The sequence below is a fragment of the Aeromonas sp. R7-1 genome (genome assembly GCF_040908115.1).
In the GTDB taxonomy this organism is placed as follows: domain Bacteria; phylum Pseudomonadota; class Gammaproteobacteria; order Enterobacterales; family Aeromonadaceae; genus Aeromonas; species Aeromonas caviae.
In genome coordinates this window covers 68,011-88,035 of the sequence record NZ_JBFODD010000053.1, presented here as the reverse complement: position 1 = coordinate 88,035, position 20,025 = coordinate 68,011, and the positions used below count along the sequence as shown (strand labels likewise).

Here is a 20,025-nt window from a genome sequence, read left to right as displayed (position 1 = left end):
CGCAAAAAAAAAGATGCCCACGCCGGGGCATCTTGCATCGAGATTGACCCTCACCAGGGATAGGTCACCCCTGGCCACTCGGCCCAAGGGCCGTCCCGCCCCGGCAGGCGCGGCTCGGACCAGCGCCATACCTTGCCGAGCCAGGCGCGCAGTTCGGCTTCGAGTTCGCTGTCCGTGAGCGGCGCCTCGACCACCTTCCAGAAGAAGAGCTCCACCTGCACCTCCGGCAGCACCGACGGATAGAGGTAAACCCCGCCCCAGAAGCGGGGCTCCCTGTCCGGGCTCCAGAGGCCATAGGCAAAGGAGCGCTTGGCCAGAAACTCGGAGTGCTGCCACTCCAAATCGGCCTCGTGCTGACTCAGGCTGAAATGGGCGGAGGGCCACACATCGTCCGGGCGAAACAGCTGATGGAGCTGCTCCCGCTCGCGCAGGATGGCGACAAACTCCACCACGGCCTGGGACGGCGTGGTGGGGAGCAACAGAAAATGCGGGTGCCGATAGGCCTTCGGCACCCGGAATCCCTTGGGAAAGTGGAGCATCAGAGCAGTTCCAGCAGGGCCTGCAGCGGGTGCTTGAGCTTCTCCCCCTCCATCCGCTTGACCTGGCTGCGGCACGAATAACCGGTGGCCAGACAACGGGCTTGCGGCAGGCGAGCCAGGGGCTCGGCCCAGCTCAGACCGTAGATCCCCTTGGAGTTCTCCACCTGTTTGGCGTCGTGACCATAGGTGCCCGCCATGCCGCAGCAACCCACCGACACCGGCTGCAAACGCGCACCGAAGCGGCCGAACAGGGTGCTCCAGTCACCGTGGGTGGTGGGCTTGGCGGTCTTCTCGGTGCAGTGGGCAAACAGATACCAGGGGTCGGTGCCAGCCTCTTCCCGCAGCGGCAGCGCCTCGTCAGGCAGGGAGAGCAGCCACTCCTGGGGCAGCAGCACCTGGAAATCACCGCGGGCGGGGCCGAGCGCCTTCACGTACTCGTCCCTGTAGCAGAGCACCAGAGAGGGGTCCACCCCCACCATGGGGATGCCGAGGGCCGCCACCTTGTTGAGGAACTGGGCGCTGCTGGCAGCAGTGCGGGCGAAGGCGCGCAGGAATCCCTTCACGTGCTGAGGCTTGCCGTTGGGTTTGAACGGCAGCAGGTAGGGCTGATAACCCAGCTTGCTGGCCAGCTTCACCAGGTCACGCACCACGGGGGCGTCGTAGTAGCTGGTGAAGGGATCCTGCACGATGAGCACCACTTTTTGGCGCTGCTCGGGGCTCATGGCCTCGAGGCCTGGCAGATCGAAATAGCGGGCGCGGTGATCCCGCAGCTCCTCGGCCAGGGTCGGCACGGAGAGCAGCGGCACATCCACCATGCCGATGCTCTTCTCGGTCGCCTTCTGGGCCCACTCTTTTTCGAGGAAGAAGTTGACCAGTTTCGGCGCCTTGGCCAGCAGGGGCGCATAGCTTTCTACCGTGCCCACGAAGTAATCCTTGGGGCCGCGCAGATATCGGCTGTGATAGAGCTGCATGAAGCGGGCGCGGAAGGTGGGTACATCCACCTTGATGGGGCACTGGCTGGTGCATGCCTTGCACGCAAGGCACCCCTCCATCGCCTCCATCACCTCGTGGGAGAAGTCATACTCGCCCCGGGCGCGGGCCACTGTGTTGCGGAACTTGTCGACAATCTGCTTGAAGCGCAGACCGCCGCTTTGCAGCGCCACCTCTTCGGCAAGGGGATCGAAGCCCTGCTCCGACAACTGGCGCAGCCATTCACGCATCAGGCCAGCCCGCCCCTTGGGGGAGTGCCGGCGGTCGCGGCTGATCTTGACCGAGGGGCACATGGGGGAGTCGGTCTCGAAGGTGAAACAGAGGCCATTGCCGTTGCAATCGAGGGCCCGGGTATAGCTCTCGCGCACGGCAATCGGGATCTGGCGGTCGAACGTGCCGCGCTTGGGCCCGTCCACCGACACCAGTTCGGCGCCGCTGCCATAAGGCATGCAGATCTTGCCCGGGTTGATGCGGTTGGCCGGGTCAAATGCCCCCTTGACCCGTTGCAGCTCTTCCCACAGCTCGCCGAAGAAGGCGGGGCTGTATTCGGAGCGAAAGCCCTTGCCGTGCTCCCCCCACATCAGGCCGCCGTATTTGGCGGTGAGCGCCACCACCTGATCCGAGATGCGCCGCAGCAGCACCTCCTGCTCCGGATCGCACAAGTCCAGCGCCGGGCGCACGTGCAGCACCCCGGCGTCGACGTGGCCGAACATGCCGTAGTCAAGGCCATGGGCGTCCAGCAGGGCGCGAAACTCCATGATGAAGTCCGCCAGGGATTCCGGCGGCACGGCGGTGTCTTCGGTGAAGGCCACCGGCTTTTTGCGCCCCTCGGCGTTGCCGAGCAGCCCCACCGACTTCTTGCGCATGCCATAGATGGTCTCGATGCTCGGCAGGTGGTCGCACACCTGATAGCCAATGACCCCGGCTTCACCACGCGCCAGCAGGCCGTCGATGCGCCGGCACAGCTCCGCCACCTTGGCCTTGTGCTCATTCTCGTCGGTGTCGGCAAACTCGACGATGTTGAGCCCCTGCAGATCCTTGCCCGGCACATCCTGGATGAGATCCTTTACCGAGTGCCAGATGATGTCGGCGCGGGCCAGTCCCAGCACCCGGGAGTCCACCGTTTCCACCGACAGCGCATGGGCCTGTACCATAAAGGGGGCGTTTCTGAGCGCGGAGGGGAAGCTGTCGTACTTGACGTTGACAAGTGTGCGGTAGTGCGGGATAGGGGTGATGTTGAGCCTAGCTTCGGTGATAAAACCCAAGGAGCCTTCCGAACCGCACAGCACACGGCTGACGTCCAGGGTGTCGCTCTCGGGGATATAAAGGTGCTTGAGATCGTAACCGGTCAGAAAGCGGTTGAGCTTGGGGAAGGTGGCCTCAATGTCGGCGCGCCGCTCGCGGCCGATGCGATAGAGGGTGCGATAGATCTCCCCCTCCCGGTTCTCCAGCGCCAGCTTGTCCGCCAGACGCTGGCCGGTCACCGGCTCGGTGGCCATGATATCACCGTTTTCCAGCACGGCCTTGAGGCCGAGCACATGATCCGAGGTCTTGCCGTACACCAAGGAGCCCTGCCCCGAGGCATCGGTGTTGACCATGCCCCCTAAGGTGGCCCGGTTGGAAGTGGAGAGATCCGGCGAGAAGAAGTAGCCGTGGGGCTTCAAAAAGGCGTTGAGCTGATCCTTGACCACCCCGGCCTGGGCCCGCACCCAGCCCTCTTCCAGATTAATTTCCATGATCTGGTTCATATGGCGCGAGAGATCGACGATAATGCCGCCGCCCAAGGATTGGCCATTGGTGCCGGTACCGCCACCACGAGGGAAGAAACTCAAGGTTGCGTACTCGGGCCCCTGGGCCAGCTTGAGCATCACCGCAATATCGTCCGCACTGCGCGGATAGAGAACCGCCTGAGGTACGACCTGATAGACGCTGTTATCCGTCGCCATCGCCAACCGGCTTGCATAAGACTTTTCGATATCACCACGAAATGCTGATCGCGCCAGCAACTCAAGAAACTGCAGGGTTGTAGGTGACAAACTGTCCTGGTAATCGAGTCTCGGGATCATGAATCCTTGTTCCCATCCTTTGCTTGATGCCGGCATTCCGGCGACAACGACCGTTCGGACCTGCCTCTTTGCGGGTGTCCGAACCAGTCCGCTCACATGTGAGCGGGCAGTATATCAGCTAGAAAACCGCTTGCGCGCGCAATCTTCACCATTTGAAAGGAGGACTTTTATGGCTCACTACAGCCATGTTATCAGTACGCTTATTCGCACCGAAAAACAGGCGCTGACCCTGTCGCTGTTTGGTTGCATCACCTTTGCCATTTTCGGGATCGGCTATGGTCTGTTCGTCGGTTCCAACGCCATCATGCTGGACGGCATCTTCACCCTGTTCAGCATGGGCATGACGGGCCTTGGGCTCATCACCGCCTACCTGGTTACCCGCCCCTCCGACGCCCGTTTCCAATACGGCTACGCCCACTTCGAACCCATCGCCAACGTCATCAACGGCGCCATCATTCTGCTGCTCTGCCTCGGCGCCCTCTATGGCGGCATCACCTCCCTGCTGGCAGGAGGACGGGAGATCGATCTCGGCCACGCCCTCATCTATGCCGTCGTCTCCACCTTCTTCTGCGGCATCCTCTATCTCATCGAGGCCGACGTGGCCGAGCGGGTCAACTCCGAGCTGGTGCGGGTGGACTCCAAGGAGTGGCTGGTGGATACCCTGCTCAGCGCCACCCTGCTCATCGGCTTTCTGGTCGCCATCGGGCTCGATACCCTGGGTTACGGCCACTACAACCGCTACATAGACCCGGTGCTGGTCTCGCTGCTGGCCCTGTGTGCCACCCTTATTCCCATCAAGGTGCTCGGTCGCAACCTGCGGGAAGTGCTGAAGATTGCCCCCAAGGGGGATGTCTCCCGGCTGGTGGCCAGCGAAGTCGAGGCCCTGCGCCTGCGCCATGGGGTCGAGTGCTACAGCCACCTGGCAAAAAGCGGCCGCCGCTTCGATCTCGAGCTCAACATCCTGGTGGCCCCCGGCCAGGAGTGGCCCGTCGAACGCCAGGATGCCCTGCGCCAGGAGCTCTGGTCCCGCCTCGGCGATACCCTGGGGGATGCCTGGCTCTCGGTCTGCTTCACCCGGGAAAAACGCTGGCTCTGACCCGGCGCTCGTCATCGCGCTGCAACGCGGGGCCCAGTCGCCCCGCGTCATGACTCCCGGCGCAACCGCCGCCAAGTTCCCTCCTCTGTCGAGGCCCCATCCTGCTTGCCCCCTCACTCCTCGCGCCTTCCCCCTGTCCCGTTCAGCCCGCAAGGGGAAAACGTTTGCCACCCCTTCCGGATCAAGATTCACTTTCATCCCAGGGAAAAAGAATAAAAATTCGTTGCTAAAATAAAGTGCCGCCGCTATTTATTCCGATCAGGGATGAAGGCTATTTCCTGCCTGGCAATGGAATTGTTGTTAACCGGAAAAATAAAATAATAAATCTCGTATCATTAAACAGTTGAGGTAATGTCCATGAAGAAAGTACTGATCGCTGCCATAACCCTGGCCATGGCGGGTGCGGCAAGCGCCGCCATTCCCCAGTTGAATTATGAGTGCCCGGGTCAAATCCAGATGCACAGCGATGAAGGTGGCCCCGTCTATATCAATGGCAAGGAGGCCAAACTCAAGAAGTACAGCGAGGAGTTCTACGAGGCCAAGGGCGTCGGCGTCACCCTCTCCATCAGCAACACCGGGGGCCAGTACGATGTCTCCTACACCAGCAAGAAAGGCTCGGGTACCTGCCAGCCAGGCTCCTCTGCGGCCCCTGCTGCAGCCATTTCCTCAGCCCCTGCCCACAAGGCCAGCCCCGCAGAGAAAGCCTGTCTCAAGGCGGTCTCCGACAAGACAGACGTGGCACAGCAGCAGCTCCAGGTGACCGATGTGATGGACTCCGAGGCAGGGGTGGGCGTGACCATCAAGGTGCCGGGTGCCGATGCCCCCTGGTCCTGTCTGAGCGACAAAAAAGGGCATGTTCAGGGTGCGGCCTATACCGGCAATTGACCTGACGACCAGGGTTAACGTCCCCTGAAACAACCCGTGTGAGCGCAAACGAGGAGGCCTGGGTCTCCTTGCTTTTTATACGCTGAATATATGATTCATGTGAATTAGTTGGTGGCGAACAAGTTGAATTTAGAATAATAACTCCATATCAAACACCATAACCCCCTCTATTTCTTCTTTCTCCCATGACACCGCCGAAATATTTCCCCCTGAAACAAATTATTACAAAAATAATGGATATATATGAGCCTGATGAATCCGGTTGTTGGTATCAGATCGTTTATTTTCCTTGTTCAGCACCTATGTTTGTGGTCGTGTCAATGTGTCGCTCTTTTATCTCCAGCCAAACTTGGCTTCGCATCAATGCCCCTTTCCCTTGCCTCTCCCGTCGGCAATCCCCTCGTCGCGTCCCCCTGACAGCCCCCTTGCCAAATGGCGGCGAGTCGTTATCATCAGGGCTCACTTTTGACCCGAGGTTTTATTGCCCATCATGGACAATCCCCGAAGTAGCCCTTCGTCTTTTCCCATCAAAGCCTATCTGTACCTGCTCAACCAACGCCTCTGAAGCGATCGTCTCCGTCACCACGGCCACGCCGTGACCACGATTCACTGCATCTGTCTTCATTGAGGTCAATCACATGGAATTCTTGCTGGACCCGTCAATCTGGGTCGGTCTGCTTACCCTGATCATCCTGGAAATCGTTCTCGGGATAGACAACCTGGTCTTCATCGCCATCCTGGTGAAAAAACTGCCCCCCGCCCAGCGGGACAAGGCGCGCATCATCGGTCTCTCCCTGGCCCTGCTGATGCGCCTGGGACTGCTCACCATCATGTCATGGCTGGTCACCCTCACGGCTCCTCTGCTGCACATCTGGGATCACCCCTTCTCCGGTCGGGATCTCATCCTGATGGGAGGCGGCCTCTTCCTGCTGTTCAAGGCCACCTCCGAGCTGCATGAGCGACTCGAGGCCAAGCCCGAGGAGCAAGGCGGCACCGGCGTCTATGCCGGGTTCGGGGTGGTGATCGCCCAGATCCTGGTGCTGGATGCGGTCTTCTCCCTGGACTCCATCATCACCGCCGTCGGCATGGTGGATCACCTCGGCGTCATGATGGCGGCCGTGACCATCGCCATGGTAGTGATGGTGCTCGCCTCCAAGCCCCTGACCCGCTTCGTCAACGCCCACCCCACTGTGGTGGTGCTCTGCCTGAGCTTCCTCTTGATGATCGGCTTCAGCCTGGTGGCGGAGGGCTTCGGCTTCCACATTCCGAAGGGCTACCTCTACGCGGCCATCGGCTTCTCGGTGCTCATCGAGTTCTTCAACCAGCTCGCCCAGCGCAGTGCCCTGCGCCATGAGGCGCGCCAGCCCCTGCGCGAGCGCACCACCGCCGCCATCTTCAAGCTGATGGGGGGGAACAAGCGCTCAGCCCACCCGCAGGAGGACGAAGAAGAGGTGCAGGCTCAGCCCCTGCCCCCTGGTTTCGGTGAAGAGGAGCGTTACATGGTGAGCGGCGTGCTGTCGCTGGCCGAGCGTTCCATTCGCACCATCATGACCCCGCGCTCCGAGATGGAGTGGATCGACGTGAGCGACAGCGAGGACGAGATCCGTGCCCTGCTGCAACGGGCCCCCCACAGCCTGTTCCCGGTCTGTGACGGGGAGCTGGACGAGATCATCGGGGTGGTCAAGGCTCGGGATCTGCTGTTTGCCCTCAACGAGGGGCAATCCCTGGCAGCACTAGCCAGACAGAACGAGCCCGTCATCGTGCCCCAGACCATCAACGTGATCCGGCTGCTGGCGGAGCTGCGCCAGGCCAGGGGCAGCCTCATTCTGGTGGCGGACGAGTTTGGCGTCATCCAGGGGCTGGTCACCAACCACGATCTGCTGGAGGCCATCGTCGGCGAGCTGCCGGACGAGGACGAGACCCCCGATGTGGTGCGCGAGGGCGAGCACTGGCTCATCCACGGCACCACCAACATCCACCAGGTGGAGCAAGCCCTGAACTGCGACGGTCTGGTGAGCGAGAGCGACGAGTACGTGACCCTGGCGGGCATGCTGCTCTCCCACTTCGGCAGCCTGCCCGACGTCGGTCAGCAGTTGCACCTCGGCCAGTTCTGCTTCGAGGTCATGGCCGTGAGCGAGCGGCGCATCGAGCGAGTACGGGTCACCCCACTCTCCCCCTGATCATCGGTGGCAATGCAGCAAAAGAGGGCCTTTGGCCCTCTTTTTTCTGGCCCGAGCCCGGCCCCTCCCGCGCCATTGCTGCGATAACGGCAATTCTCTTCTGCAATACCCCCTCTTTTTCACAATAAAAATCCCCTCTAAAGTCACCTCACTCCCAAAGATTGAGGAATCCATCATGTACCACGATCCCCTGTTCTGCCCCCTTCGCCTCGGCCAGCTGCACCTTGCCAACCGCATCGTCATGCCCCCCATGACTCGCTCCCGCGCCAGCCAGCCCGGGGACGTGGCCAACGCCATGATGGCGACCTACTACGCCCAGCGTGCCGGGGCCGGCCTCATCATCAGCGAAGGCACCCAGATAGATCCCCTGGGCAAGGGCTACGCCTGGACGCCGGGCATCCACAGCGCCGAGCAGGTGGCAGGCTGGAAGCAGGTAACAGACGCGGTCCACGCCGAGGGGGGCATCATGTTCGCCCAGCTCTGGCACGTGGGCCGGGTCACCCATCCTGGTAACATCGGCGGCGCCCAGCCCCTCTCCTCCTCCGCCATCCAGGCCAAGGGAGTGAAGGTGTTCGTCGACAACGGCAGCGATGCCCCGGGGTTTGTGGAGACCGTCACCCCGCGCGCCATGACCCAGGCCGACATCGACGCCGTGGTGGGGCAGTTTCGCCGGGCCGCCCGCAACGCCATGGAAGCGGGCTTTGACGGCATCGAGTTGCACGCCGCCAACGGCTACCTCATCAACCAGTTCCTCGACTCCGAGTCCAATACCCGCACCGACGGCTATGGCGGTTCGCTCGAAAACCGGCTGCGCTTCCTGAAAGAGGTGACCGAGGCGGTCAGTGACGAGATCGGTCCCGACCGGGTCGGGGTACGCCTTGCGCCGCTCACCACCCTCAACGGCACCGTGGATACCAACCCCCAGGAGACCTATCTGGCCGCCGCGCGCCTGCTGGGCCAGCTCGGCGTGGTCTATCTGCACGTCGCCGAAGCGGACTGGGACGACGCCCCCCTGATGGCGGAGAGCTTCAAGCAGGGGCTGCGCGACGCCTTCCCCAACACCCTCATCTACGCCGGCAAGTACGATGGGGAACGCGCCCGCGCCGCCATCGAGGCGGGCTGGGCCGACATGATTGGCTTCGGTCGCCCCTTCGTGGCCAACCCCGACTTGCCGAACCGCCTGCGCCACGGCCATCCGTTCGCTCCCCACGATCCCGCCACCCTGTTTGGCGGCGGCGAGAAAGGGCTGACCGACTACCCCGTCTATGGGGCAGAGCGGGCATAAGGCGGCTGGCGCCGAACCTCTTCCCGGGCGGACCCCACCAGCGTGGGGTCCGCCTTGTTGTCTTGCCAGTGCAACAACAACCCAAGACATTGTTACGCCATGTGATTCAATCTGCGCCCCTCTCTTTCAAGGAGTCACCATGACCCATACCCAGGCCTGGTGCTGGCACGCCCCCGGCGAACCGGACCAGCTCACCCTCACCCGGCAAGCGCTCCCCACCCCCGGCCCCGACGAGGTCCTCGTCGCCAACCGGATCATCGCCTTCAATCCGGTGGACTGGAAACTCATCGAACAGGGTCATCCCCACTGGCAGCCAGGCCATGTGCCCGGCGTCGATGGCATGGGCACCCTGGTGGCGCTGGGGGCCAACGTCACCCACCTGCGCCCCGGCACCCGGGTCGCCTATCACACCGACTTGCGCCACGGCGGCAGCTTTGCCCGCCACACCCTGGTGCCGGCTCGCGCCCTGATGCCGGTGCCCGATGCCCTGAGCGACGAGGCGGCCGCCGCCCTGCCCTGTCCCGGCCTCACCGCCTGGCAGGCGCTGGCCAAGCTGCCTCACCTGCACGGGGAGGCCCTGCTCATCACGGGGGCTGGCAGCAGTGTCGGCCGCTTCGCGGTGCAACTTGCCCTTAAGCAGGGGGCCCGCGTCTTTGCCAGCGCCAGCCCGCGCCACCACCAGTGGCTCAAACAGCTAGGCGTGCAGGGGGTGGCGGACTATCGGGATCCCGACTGGCTGGCCCAGTTGCAGGCCGCCAACGGCGGTGAACCCTTCGAGGGGATCATCGATCTGGTCTCCAGCCAGCAGGCAGAAGCCTTGCTGCCTGCCCTTGGCTATTACGGCCACATGGTGACGGTGCTCGGGCGCATCGCGCGCAACCCGCTGCCCGCCTTTAGCCATTGCCACTCGTTGCACGAGATTGCCCTCGGCGCCCAGCACGCCTTTGGCTCGGATAAACAGTGGAGCCGTCTGGTGGCGGCCGGTGTCGCCATGATGGTGCAGATGGCGAGCGGCGAGCTGACCCTGCCGCCGCTGGTGGTGGGCGACTTCGACGCCCTGCCTGCCCTGCTCACCCGCGTCAAGCAGGAGGGACAAGGGGAGAAGTATCTGGTGCGGGTGGGTTGATACCCGCCCAACGATGGCACAAAGAGGCCCGCCAGCCATGGCGGGCCTCCTCCATTCAAGGTGTGCAAGGCGGCCTGCTCAGTGCAGGCTCACCCCGTGCAGGGCGGCATGGAGGCGAATGTCCCGGGTCAGGCGCACCTTGTCCGCAAGGCTCAGCCAGCTCGCCTCCACGGCATTGAGACTAAGGCGGCACAGCTGCTCCTGGCTGGCGCCAAGCCCGTCGGCCAGGGACTGGAAGTTGGCGTTCATGTAGCCGCCGAAATAGGCGGGATCGTCGGAGTTGACGGTGACGCAGAGCCCCTGCTCCAGCAGCCTCAGCACATTGTGGTGGGCCATCTGGTCAAACACCCTGAGCCGCACGTTGGAAAGCGGGCAGACGGTGAGGGGCAGCCGTGTATCGGCAAGATAGCTCAGCAGCGCGGGATCCTCGACGCAGCGCACCCCGTGATCGATGCGCTGCACCCCGAGCTCCCGGATCGCCTGCCAGATGTAGTCCGCAGGTCCCTCCTCCCCCGCGTGGGCCACCACAGGCAACCCCAGTTCCCTGGCCCGGGCAAAGACCCGGGCAAACTTGCTGGGCGGGTTGCCCTGCTCCCCCGAATCGAGGCCGACCCCGTGCAGGCGTGCAAGGTGCGGCATGGCCTCTGCCAGGGTGGCGAATGCCGCCTCTTCACTCAGGTGGCGCAGGAAGCTCATGATGAGCCGCCAGCTGATGCCAAAGGCTGCTTCCCCAGCCTGTAGCGCCCGCTCGATGCCCCCCAACACGGTGGCAAAGGGCACGCCGCGGGCGGTGTGGGTCTGGGGATCGAAGAAGATCTCCACGTGCACTACGTGATCGGCAACGCAGCGCTCGAGATAGGCCCAGGTGAGGTCGAAGAAGTCCTGTTCGTGGATGAGCACGCTGGCGCCGAGGTAGTAGAGATCGAGGAAGGATTGCAGGCCGTCGAACTCATAGGCGGCGCGCAGGCTGTCGACATCGGGCCAGGGCAGCGCCACCCCGTTGCGCTGGCCGAGGGCGAACATCAGCTCGGGTTCGAGGGTCCCCTCGATATGCAGGTGCAGTTCCAGCTTGGGCAAGTCGGCAATTAAGTGCTCCATGATGACGGCTCCATCGTCAGACTCCGTGCGGGCACCACCGGGGCGGCGCCCTCCCTTCGCCTTCATTGTGCACCCATCTGGCCCGCCGGAGGAGACTTGTCATCAAAGGGCCTTATAATGGCGGCACAAAAACCATAACCGATTGAAGAGACGAACAGAGGGATGCCCTGTCCCCGCTCTTGCGCCCTACAAGGAGAATTCATGAAGAAAAACGTCATCTGTGACATTGACGGCGTCATCCTGCACAACAACGATCTCATTCCCGGCGCCGACCGCTTCGTCCACCGCCTGCTGGAGCAGGGCAGCAAGCTCCTGTTCCTCACCAACTACCCGGCCCAGACCCAGAAAGATCTGCAAAACCGCTTCCGCTCCGCCGGAATAGAGGTGCCCGAGGAGTGCTTCTACACCTCCGCCATGGGCACCGCCGACTTTCTCAAGCGCCAGGATGGCAAGAAGGCCTATGTGATCGGCGAAGGGGCCCTGACCCACGAGCTCTACAAGGCCGGCTTCACCATCACCGACATCGACCCGGACTTCGTGGTGGTGGGGGAGACCCGCAACTACAACTGGACCATGATGCAGCAGGGCGCCAAGTTCGTGGATCAGGGGGCCCGCTTCATCGCCACCAACCCGGATACCCACGGCCCCATGATGCACCCGGCCTGCGGCGCCCTGTGTGCCCCCATCGAGCGGATGACCGGCAAGAAGCCCTTCTATGTCGGCAAGCCGAGCGCCTGGATCATTCGCGCGGCCCTCAACCGGATGGAGGCTCACTCCGACGACACCATCATCATCGGCGACAACCTGCGCACCGACATCCTGGCTGGCTTCCAGGCCGGTCTCGAGACGGTGCTGGTGCTCTCCGGGGTGAGCAAGGTGGCGGACATCGACCGCATGCCGTTTCGACCGAACCACATCTTCGACTCCGTGGTGGACATCGACATCGTCTGATCCCGGGTGCCGCCCTTCCGGTAGCCTTCAGCCTGCACGGGCCCCCTTGGCAAAGGGGGCCCGTTTCGTTTAACGTAAGCGCAACATCGTTAAACAAACTAAACGGGAGCAGGATGCTCCTTCGCCACTCAAGGACGCACCATGAAGAGCCTGAACGACTGGATCCTGCTGGACAAGCACACTGTCTCCCCCACCCCGATGATGCCCGCCCCCGAGCGCATCAGGGCCGGAACGCCGAGCCAGACGGCATGGAACCACTACTCCGACCCGAGCCAGCAGTTTCACGTGGGCTTCTGGGCTTGCGAGCCGGGCTGCTGGGCCGTTCACTATACCGAACACGAATACTGCCAGATGCTGGAAGGGGAGGCGGTGATCCACGATGAGCAGGGCGGCCGGCTGCACCTCAAACCGGGGGATCAGTTCGTCATTCCCGCCGGTTTTGTCGGGCAGTGGGAGACCCTCACCCCTTGTCGCAAGCTCTATGTGATCTTCGAATCCGCGGCGACTTGACGCGCACGTCAACCCTGACCCTCTCTTTTCAGGCGGCCGGACGGCCGCCATTCCCTGGCGCAACTTGACGCTTACGGCATGATTTTCTGCGGTTTTCCCGCTTGCAAAAGGGTTTTCCGCTAGGCATTGTGATTGGCGAGGAATGTAAATGGAATTTCGAGCCCAAACGTGGGGGGCTCATATAAAAATCAAGAGGATTACCGCCAATGTGTTCTATTTTCGGCATTCTGGACATCAAGACCGACGCCACTGCCCTGCGCAAATCGGCCCTGGAGATGTCCAAGCGACTGCGTCACCGCGGGCCTGACTGGTCCGGCGTCTACAGCTCCGACAAGGCCATCCTGGTGCACGAGCGCCTGGCCATCGTCGATCCGGGCAACGGCGCACAGCCTCTCTACAACCCCGAGCGCACACACGTATTGGCCGTCAACGGCGAGATCTACAACCACAAGGAGCTGGAGAAGAACCTCAAGGTCGACTTCCAGTTCCAGACCCACTCCGACTGTGAAGTGCTGCTGGCCCTCTACAAGGAAAAGGGCCCGGCGTTCCTGGACGATCTGAACGGCATCTTCGCCTTCATCCTCTATGACGCCGAGCAGGATGCCTACCTGATTGGTCGCGACCACATGGGGATCATCCCCCTCTATACCGGCCGCGACGAACACGGCAACTTCTATGTCGCCTCCGAGATGAAGGCCCTGGTGCCCGTGTGCAAGAGCGTCGAGACCTTCCCGCCGGGACACTACCTGTGGAGCAAGGATGGCGAGCTTAAAACTTGGTACAAACGGGACTGGATGGAATACGCACCGGTCGAGCACAACGTCAGCGACAAGGCCGAGCTCAAAGCGGCGCTGGAAGCGGCGGTCAAGCGCCAGCTGATGTGCGACGTGCCCTATGGCGTGCTGCTCTCCGGTGGTCTGGACTCCTCCGTCATCTCCGCCATCACCAAGCTCTATGCCGCCCGCCGGGTGGAAGACGATGGCAAGAGCGAAGCCTGGTGGCCCCAGCTGCACTCCTTCGCCGTCGGCCTGGAAGGGTCGCCGGATCTCGCCGCCGCCCGCAAGGTGGCCGATCACCTGGGCACCATCCACCACCAGATCCACTTCACCGTGCAGGAAGGGCTGGATGCCCTGCGGGACGTCATCTATCACCTCGAGACCTATGACGTCACCACCATCCGCGCCTCCACGCCCATGTATCTGATGGCCCGCTACATCAAGGCGATGGGCATCAAGATGGTGCTGTCGGGAGAGGGCTCCGACGAGCTGTTCGGCGGCTACCTCTACTTCCACAAGGCCCCCAACGCCCGTGAGTTCCACGAGGAGAACGTGCGCAAGCTCGCCTCCCTGCACCTCTATGACTGCCTGCGGGCCAACAAGTCCATGGCCGCCTGGGGAGTGGAAGGCCGCGTGCCCTTCCTCGACAAGGAGTTCATGGACGTGGCGATGCGCCTCAATCCCGCCGACAAGATGTGCGGCAAGGGCAAGATCGAGAAGCACATCCTGCGGGAAGCCTTCGAGGATCTGCTGCCCCACGAAGTGGCGTGGCGTCAGAAGGAGCAGTTCTCCGACGGCGTGGGCTACTCCTGGATTGACAGCCTGAAAGCCATGGTCGAGGAAGAGGTGACGGATCAGATGTTCGAGGCGGCGGCCTTCCGCTTCCCCGTCAATACCCCGCTCACCAAGGAGGCGTACTACTACCGCGCCATCTTTGACGAGCACTTCCCGCTGGAGTCCGCCGCCCGCACTGTGCCCTACGGCAAGTCGGTCGCCTGCTCCACCCCGACCGCGCTCGAATGGGATGCCAAGTTCAAGGAGATGGCCGACCCCTCCGGTCGCGCCGTGATGGACGTCCACCAGCAGGGTTACTGAGCCAAGGCACAGCCCCGGATAGCAAAAAGCCCCTCCTGAGAGGGGCTTTTTACTTTTAATAATCACTCAGATATATTCCGAAAAGAATTATTTGATACCCCGCACTAGTTATGATGGATTATTTCTGCACAGCTAAGTAATATCGTTTTGATGTTAGTTATTTTCATATACATGCGATTGAGATTAGTTAGTTTAGTCTAATTACGGCTCTAAACCAAAATGTCAGAGCATAGGAGTTACCTTGGTATCACCACGACTGGTTGCAAAAATTGAAGCAGAAGAGCCAACCCTCCGCCTGGCCGTGCTCATTGATGCAGACAATGCCCAAGCTGCGGTAATTGAGGGACTGTTAGCAGAAATTGCACGATTTGGAGAGGCTACGGTGAAACGTATCTATGGCGACTTCACCGCGCCAACAAGCGCATCTTGGAAAAAAGTCTTACAACAATATGCCATAAAACCTATCCAGCAGTTCGCATACACCACAGGTAAAAATGCTACTGACAGTACCCTAATAATCGACGCAATGGATTTGCTCTACACACGAAAGTTCGATGGCTTTTGTCTGATAACAAGCGACTCTGATTTCACTGGTCTTGCTATGCGACTACGTGAAGAAGGGCTTACTGTTCTTGGCTTTGGTGAAAAGAAGACTCCTGATGCTTTTCGCAATGCCTGTCATAAGTTTGTGTTTACTGAATTCCTTCGTCCAGGTGCCGCAGCCCAACAAATAATATTAGATAAAAAAATTGAAAACGAACATAAACCGACAGAACACCTGCCATCCTCAGAAACAAAGCCAATTTTCCCTGCAAATTTCCTCTTGGCTGCACTAGAACAGTCAAGTGACGATGCTGGTTGGGCACAATTAGGAACCTTTGGTAGTTACCTCACAAAACTGCAGCCTGATTTCGACTCTAGGCTTTATGGCTTCAAAAAACTGTCAGATCTTGTCAAAGCCAAGACAGATTTATTTATTACGGAGGAACGACCAGCGCCAGGATCAACACTAAAGGTTTTATATCTTCGTGCAAAACAGTGACATACCTTCCGCTGATGCTAGCCAATAATGAAGGCAGCTTATAAAGCTGCCTTCATCTCAATGACCTGGCCTGTGCTTATGCGGCTTCAGGTCTGGATGATCTTTTTGCTTTTCAGGCGTAACCCTTTGTCGTTTATCCGGAGTTCCATCTTCATTTTTTCTTTTTGGACCAGGCTTAATCCCCATCATTAACTCCTTCTAACATTGGCTTGCGTGAAATACGATTGTTACCCCTGCGCATCCGGTTGATTGGCGGGGGCGGCCTTGATAAAGGCCTGCAACTGCTCGCAGTTGGCGACGATGCGAGCAATGGTGGGGTAGTCATCCAGGGTCATGTCAAAGCGGCGGGCATTGTAGACCTGGGGCACCAGCATGCAGTCCGCCAGGGTGACCTCGTTGCCCACGCAATAGATGCCGGCGGTGGTCATGAGAAGCTGCTCCAGTGCGGTGAAGGTCTCGTCTATCCAGTGGCGATACCAGGCATCCCGCGCCATCTTGCTCTGCCCCAGCTCCTGCTCCAGGTAGTGCAGCACGCGCAGGTTATTGAGGGGGTGGGTGTCACAGGCGATCATGTTGACTATCTGGCGCACCCGGGCACGCTCGATGGGGGCGGAGGGCATCAGGGGGTAGGCGGGATAGGTCTCGTCGAGGTACTCCATGATGGCCACCGACTGACCCAGATGCACGTCATCGTCCACGAGAAACGGCACCAGCCCCTGTGGATTGACCCGGCGGTAGGCCTTCTCCTTCTGCTCACCCTGCCGCAAATTGACCGGGTGCTGCTCATAATCGAGCCCCTTGAGTTGCAGTACCAAACGCACGCGAAAGCTGGCCGATGAGCGCCAATATCCAAACAACTGCAGCATAATGTGTCCCTGTGGTGGCAGGTGTCTGCCACCTGCCGTGTCGCCCGCCCCTCCCGGGGTCGGGCTCTCCTAGCTCGCCCGCTCGGCCGTTGCTTGCGTGACCCGCTGCAAAATGGTGCCAAACAGACTCATCCCGTTGCGATCCTGCATCGCGATGGACACTGTATCACCAAAGCGCAGAAAGGGTGTAGTGGCTTGACCTGACTCGATAATTTCCAGCATCCGCCGCTCGGCAAGGCAGGAGGATCCCCGGCTTCTGTCGTAGTTGGATACGGTGCCCGAGCCGATGATGCAGCCCGCCCCGAGCGGCCTTGTCTTGGCGGCATGGGCAATCAGCTCATCAAAGTTGAAGGTCATGTCCACCCCGGCGTCGGGCTGCCCGAACAGGGCGCCGTTGAGGTAGGTCACCAGGGGCAGGTGGACCTTGCCATCGCGCCAGTCATCCCCCAGCTCGTCCGGGGTGATGGCCACCGGCGAGAAGCTGCTGGAGGGCTTGGACTGGAAGAAGCCGAAGCCCTTGGCAAGCTCCCCGGGGATGAGGTTGCGCAGGCTCACGTCGTTGACCAGCATCAAGAGCTTGATGTGGCTCGCCGCCCCCTGCGAACAGGTGCCCATGGGCACGTCGTCGGTGATGACGGCGACTTCCGACTCGAAGTCGATACCCCACTCCTCGGAGCCCATCACGATGGGGCCACGGGGCGGCAGGAAGCTGTCAGAGCCTCCCTGATACATCAGGGGATCGTGCCAGAAGCTTTCTGGCATGTCGGCGCCGCGCGCCTTGCGCACCAGCTCCACGTGATTGACGTAGGCACTGCCGTCAATCCACTGGTAGGCGCGAGGCAGCGGGGAGAGGCACGCCTCCTCATCGAAGGGGAAGGCGTCGGGGCAGGCGCCCTCGTTGAGTCGCTGATAAACCTTCGCCAATTGCGGCGCCACTTCGCCCCACTGGTCGAGGGCCGACTGCAGGGTCGGGGCAATGGTCGTCACATGGACGGCGCGCGCCAGATCGCGGCTCACCACCACCAGGGCGCCGTCGCGCTTGCCATTGTTCAGGGTTGCCAGTTTCATATCGAATTCCTTATTTGCCGAGCGTCTCTGGACGCTGCCAGCTGGTGACATAACCGGGGTGTTCGACCCCTTCGCAGATCGGGCCGACGGCCAGGGCATCACGGGTGTCGAGCATCACCGCCACCTCGTCGGTGAAGGTCTTGGCATGGGCCAGCCCCGCCGCAAAGGCCTTGGGATGGGGACCATGGGTGAAGCCGGCAGGGTGGAAGGTGACCATGCCCCGCTTGATGTTGTCCCGGCTGAAGAAGTCCCCGGCGTGGTAGAAGAGCACTTCGTCGAAGTCGTCGTTGCTGTGGTAGAAGGGCACCCGCAGGGCACCTGGGTCGCTCTCGATGGGACGCGGCACGAAGGTGCAGATGACAAAACGGCTCGCCACGAAGGTGGAGTGGGCCGAGGGAGGCAGGTGGTAGCGGTGGCTCATCAGCGGGCGGATATCCCGCCAGTTGAGGCGCACCACGCACAAGTCCCCGTGCCACCCTTGTGCATCCAGCGGGTTGAACGGCCAGGTGACGACCGAGACCTGATCGTGGCGCTTGATCTGCAGCGACCAGGGGTTTTCATCCTGCTGGGCCAGGAAGCGCTCATTGATGGCGGGCACGTCCAGGGCCGCCGGATCGAAGATGGCGTGATTGCCCACCAGTCCCTTGTCCGGCAGCTGATAACTGTCTTCCGTCGCCTCGATCATCAGGATGAAGAGGGGCGCGGTGGGCTCGATGCGCCACATGGTGCCACGGGGGATCACCACATAGTCGCCATCTCTCAAGATGAGGTGCCCGTAGTCGCAGTAGAACTCGCCGCTCCCCTCGTGAATGAACAGGAGCTCGTCGCCATCGGCGTTTCGCACTAGAAACGGCATGGGCTCATGCAGGCGCCAGATGCGGTAGCGGCAGTGGGGGTTGCTGAGGATATCCGGCATCACCCAGGGGGAGAGGGAGCTCACCTCCTCCTGCAGATCGTTCAGATCAAACGCCCGTGGCCGAAGCGGCCCCTCCCAGTTGACCCAGTCGGTGGGAGCGTGCTTGTGGTGCATGTGGGTGGCCGGACCGAAGAAGCCCGAGCGCCCCAGTTCGCGCTCATAGATGGCCTGCTCCGGCAGATCGGCATGGGCCTGGCGGGAGTGGGTTCCCTCCCGATGGGGGAAGCTTATCCAGTTACGCATCGCTCGGTTCTCCGTTTTTCTGGCCCTGCGCTACATTGTTCACCTCCCCTTGCGTGGATCCGTCCAGCACGCCACGGCGGATCTGGTCCAGCTCGATGGATTCGAACAATGCCTGGAAGTTGCCCTCACCAAAGCCCTCGTTGCCCTTGCGCTGGATGATCTCGAAGAACACGGGACCGATGACGGTGTCCGTGAAGATCTGCAGCAGGATGCCGTCCTTCGTCGGCGAGCCGTCGATGAGGATGCGCAGCGCCTTCAGCGCGGCCAGATCCTCCTGATGACCCGCGACCCGGCTGTCCACCTTCTCGTAGTAGGTGTCCGGCGTCGGCATGAAGCCGGTTCCCCGCCCTCTGAGCGTGCGGATGGTGTGATAGATGTCGGCAGAGGCGAGCGCGATGTGCTGGATCCCCTCCCCCTTGTACTGGCGCAGGTACTCCTCTATCTGGGACTTGTCGTCCGCCGACTCGTTGATGGGAATGCGAATTTTGCCGCAGGGGGCCGTCATGGCGCGCGAGTGCAATCCGGTCAGCTTGCCCTCGATGTCGAAGTAGCGGATTTCCCGGAAGTTGCCGATCCGCTCGTAGAAATTCGACCAGAGGTTCATGTTGCCGCGATGGACGTTGTGGGTCAGGTGGTCGATCTCATAGAGCCCCGCGTCCACCTCGGCCATGCGGGCCTGCCAGTCGGGGTAGAAGATAAAGTCCACGTCATAGATGGAGCCCCGCTCGCCATAGCGATCGACAAAGGAGAGGGTGCTCTCGCCGATGCCGTAGATGGCGGGGATGTTGAGCTCCATGGGGCCGATTTTGCCCACAAACGGCTTGGCCCCCTGGCCAATGGCGTACTGCTGGGCACGGCCGGCATCGCTCACCCGAAACGCCATGCCGCACACGCTCGGACCATGGGCCCGTGCAAACTCCTCCGCCTGGGAGTGGGGCTCGGCATTGACCACGAAGTTGATGTCCCCCTGGCGATAGAGCCAGCACTGCTTGTGCCTGTGCTTGGCCACTTCGGCAAAGCCCAGTGAGACGAACAGCGCCTTGAGGGCCGCAATGCCCTTGAGATCCGGCGCCGTGTACTCGACGAACTCAAACCCGTCGGTGCCAAGGGGGTTGATGGTGTGAGTACGGGAGGAGGGGGTGGTCATGATGCGCTCCTTGCGATGAACTGATAACGAAACGGGTCACGCCGCAAGGGCTCGACAGGCAGCCCGCACGGCATTGTTAACAACTTGTTTCATTAGAGTGGCGAGTGTAGGGAATGAGAAGGGGCGGCGTTCAGATAGTTTGGCGG

16 protein-coding genes are annotated in these 20,025 nt (G+C 61.5%); 9 read left to right on the top strand and 7 right to left on the bottom strand.

Going from position 1 to position 20,025, the window contains the following annotated elements; translation table 11 throughout:
- Nucleotides 1-50: 50 nt before the first annotated feature.
- Both AB5Y51_RS15290 and AB5Y51_RS15285 read right to left on the bottom strand, forming a co-directional pair.
- Nucleotides 51-539 carry a hypothetical protein gene (locus AB5Y51_RS15290; RefSeq protein WP_042864014.1) on the bottom strand — a complete coding sequence of 163 codons (489 nt, stop codon included), beginning with the start codon at nt 537-539 and terminating at the stop codon, nt 51-53.
- On the bottom strand, nt 539-3,595 hold the full coding sequence (locus AB5Y51_RS15285) for an FAD-binding and (Fe-S)-binding domain-containing protein (protein ID WP_368178696.1): 3,057 nt from the start codon (nt 3,593-3,595) through the stop codon (nt 539-541). Before AB5Y51_RS15285 ends, AB5Y51_RS15290 begins: the two co-directional genes overlap by 1 nt.
- Nucleotides 3,596-3,764: 169 nt before the next feature.
- Between AB5Y51_RS15285 and AB5Y51_RS15280 the strand changes: the two genes are divergently transcribed.
- The 5 genes from AB5Y51_RS15280 (at nt 3,765) to AB5Y51_RS15260 (ending at nt 10,167) form a co-directional block, all read left to right on the top strand.
- Nucleotides 3,765-4,691, top strand: coding sequence for a cation diffusion facilitator family transporter (locus tag AB5Y51_RS15280; protein WP_041214996.1), 927 nt, complete (start codon nt 3,765-3,767; stop codon nt 4,689-4,691).
- Nucleotides 4,692-5,048: 357 nt separating this feature from the next.
- The gene (locus AB5Y51_RS15275; RefSeq protein ID WP_042864016.1) at nt 5,049-5,576 is read left to right on the top strand and encodes a hypothetical protein; all 528 of its coding nucleotides are present in this window, start codon (nt 5,049-5,051) and stop codon (nt 5,574-5,576) included.
- A gap of 638 nt (nt 5,577-6,214) precedes the next feature.
- Nucleotides 6,215-7,756 carry a TerC family protein gene (locus tag AB5Y51_RS15270; protein ID WP_039038766.1) on the top strand — a complete coding sequence of 514 codons (1,542 nt, stop codon included), beginning with the start codon at nt 6,215-6,217 and terminating at the stop codon, nt 7,754-7,756.
- A 175-nt stretch (nt 7,757-7,931) separates the two neighbouring features.
- Nucleotides 7,932-9,041 carry an alkene reductase gene (locus AB5Y51_RS15265; RefSeq protein WP_368178695.1) on the top strand — a complete coding sequence of 370 codons (1,110 nt, stop codon included), beginning with the start codon at nt 7,932-7,934 and terminating at the stop codon, nt 9,039-9,041.
- Between the two features lie 139 nt (nt 9,042-9,180).
- Complete coding sequence (locus AB5Y51_RS15260) at nt 9,181-10,167, top strand: zinc-binding dehydrogenase (protein ID WP_323888494.1); 987 nt, start codon at nt 9,181-9,183, stop codon at nt 10,165-10,167.
- Nucleotides 10,168-10,245: 78 nt separating this feature from the next.
- Here AB5Y51_RS15260 and AB5Y51_RS15255 read toward each other — a convergent pair whose 3' ends face one another.
- Nucleotides 10,246-11,265 (bottom strand): adenosine deaminase, encoded by a 1,020-nt coding sequence (locus AB5Y51_RS15255; protein WP_323888495.1) that lies wholly within the window; start codon nt 11,263-11,265, stop codon nt 10,246-10,248.
- Between the two features lie 201 nt (nt 11,266-11,466).
- On the opposite strand from AB5Y51_RS15255, the gene AB5Y51_RS15250 reads away from it, so the two are divergent.
- From AB5Y51_RS15250 to AB5Y51_RS15235, 4 genes are all read left to right on the top strand, one after another.
- A complete protein-coding gene (locus AB5Y51_RS15250; RefSeq protein WP_005337281.1) occupies nt 11,467-12,216 on the top strand; it encodes an HAD-IIA family hydrolase in 750 nt (249 codons plus the stop codon).
- Between the two features lie 141 nt (nt 12,217-12,357).
- A complete protein-coding gene (locus AB5Y51_RS15245) occupies nt 12,358-12,726 on the top strand; it encodes a cupin domain-containing protein (protein WP_143237686.1) in 369 nt (122 codons plus the stop codon).
- A gap of 206 nt (nt 12,727-12,932) precedes the next feature.
- On the top strand, nt 12,933-14,597 hold the full coding sequence (gene asnB / locus AB5Y51_RS15240) for an asparagine synthase B (protein WP_041213050.1): 1,665 nt from the start codon (nt 12,933-12,935) through the stop codon (nt 14,595-14,597).
- 241 nt (nt 14,598-14,838) lie between these two features.
- Nucleotides 14,839-15,639, top strand: a complete 801-nt coding sequence (locus tag AB5Y51_RS15235; RefSeq protein ID WP_201890111.1) for an NYN domain-containing protein — start codon at nt 14,839-14,841, stop codon at nt 15,637-15,639.
- A gap of 227 nt (nt 15,640-15,866) precedes the next feature.
- Here AB5Y51_RS15235 and maiA read toward each other — a convergent pair whose 3' ends face one another.
- From maiA to hppD, 4 genes are all read right to left on the bottom strand, one after another.
- Nucleotides 15,867-16,505 (bottom strand): maleylacetoacetate isomerase, encoded by a 639-nt coding sequence (maiA, locus tag AB5Y51_RS15230; protein WP_201890112.1) that lies wholly within the window; start codon nt 16,503-16,505, stop codon nt 15,867-15,869.
- Nucleotides 16,506-16,574: 69 nt separating this feature from the next.
- Nucleotides 16,575-17,573 (bottom strand): fumarylacetoacetate hydrolase family protein, encoded by a 999-nt coding sequence (locus AB5Y51_RS15225; protein WP_039038773.1) that lies wholly within the window; start codon nt 17,571-17,573, stop codon nt 16,575-16,577.
- A gap of 10 nt (nt 17,574-17,583) precedes the next feature.
- The gene (locus tag AB5Y51_RS15220) at nt 17,584-18,732 is read right to left on the bottom strand and encodes a homogentisate 1,2-dioxygenase (protein WP_171865208.1); all 1,149 of its coding nucleotides are present in this window, start codon (nt 18,730-18,732) and stop codon (nt 17,584-17,586) included.
- A complete protein-coding gene (gene hppD, locus AB5Y51_RS15215; RefSeq protein ID WP_319891474.1) occupies nt 18,725-19,879 on the bottom strand; it encodes a 4-hydroxyphenylpyruvate dioxygenase in 1,155 nt (384 codons plus the stop codon). Before hppD ends, AB5Y51_RS15220 begins: the two co-directional genes overlap by 8 nt.
- Nucleotides 19,880-20,025: the final 146 nt, after the last annotated feature.